Annotated in this window: 2 protein-coding genes; both read right to left on the reverse strand. The window is 61.9% G+C overall.

All coding sequences use genetic code 11. The features are described 5' to 3' along the window. On the reverse strand, positions 1–533 hold a 533-nt coding region (locus tag EOA33_RS37230), incomplete at its 3' end, for a 3-keto-5-aminohexanoate cleavage protein (protein WP_145989576.1). A gap of 9 nt (positions 534–542) precedes the next feature. Beyond that, positions 543–837: nucleotide-binding domain containing protein (locus EOA33_RS37235; RefSeq protein WP_281033605.1), on the reverse strand; the 295-nt coding region annotated here is incomplete at its 5' end.

The following is an 837-nucleotide window of genomic DNA, read 5'->3' on the forward strand; positions in this document are numbered from 1 at the left end:
GCATCCATCAAGGCGATTGCCCGCCGCGTGAATCCGACCGACCAGGTGACGAGCTTCGGCTTCACGCCCGTTTCCGCCAACCTGCGGGCGTAATGGGTCAGACTTTCGGTCGTGTTTAGATATAATCGCTCCGGGTTTTCGAACGTGCCGTTCTCAGGGTCCCAAAGTTCGAGGTTCGCCGACCCTGTGTCGATCGGAGCGATGTCGGGCTTCGTCGTCGGGTCCAGCGCCAGAGCAGCCACCGTATCAATGCGCTTCTTGGCGTCCGAATCATTCGAGATGAAGCCAAGAGTTGGGAGAATGAGCAGATCGGTGGCCGCCCTGACTTTGCGGATAATTTCGGCGTTGGCTTCGACGGTGTTCGTCGCGCCACCATCCGGCGTTCTTGCGTGGTAATGCAGGATTGCCGCTCCCGCCTTACGCGCCGCGACCGCGGCTTCCGCGATCTCGTCGGCGGTGTACGGGATGCTGGGGTTGGAGGTACGCAGAGCGTACTCGTTGACCCGCGCTTCGAGGATGATCTTCTTCTGCATTTCTCGTCCTTACGCCGCAACCGAAGGGACGGTGCCCTTCAAAGCGCGCATGAAGAAGTCGTCGGCACCGATCTGCCCCCCCTTGAGCATGACCTCGAGGCCGTCGATCTCCGCGTCGCCAGGCGCGTCCAAGCGGCAAACGTGGCAGTTCTGCACCTCATCGAAAACCGCGATCTCGAGCGCTTCCGCGCCGACCGTTCGGACGGCGTAGCTGGAGCTATCCCCGCCGGAAAAGACGATGCGTTGCAAGGACACGGCGCGCCGCACCGATCGGGCAACGTTGCAATAGATCGCTCCGAGGCGC

This window comes from Mesorhizobium sp. M4A.F.Ca.ET.050.02.1.1 (assembly GCF_003997725.1).
In the GTDB taxonomy this organism is placed as follows: domain Bacteria; phylum Pseudomonadota; class Alphaproteobacteria; order Rhizobiales; family Rhizobiaceae; genus Mesorhizobium.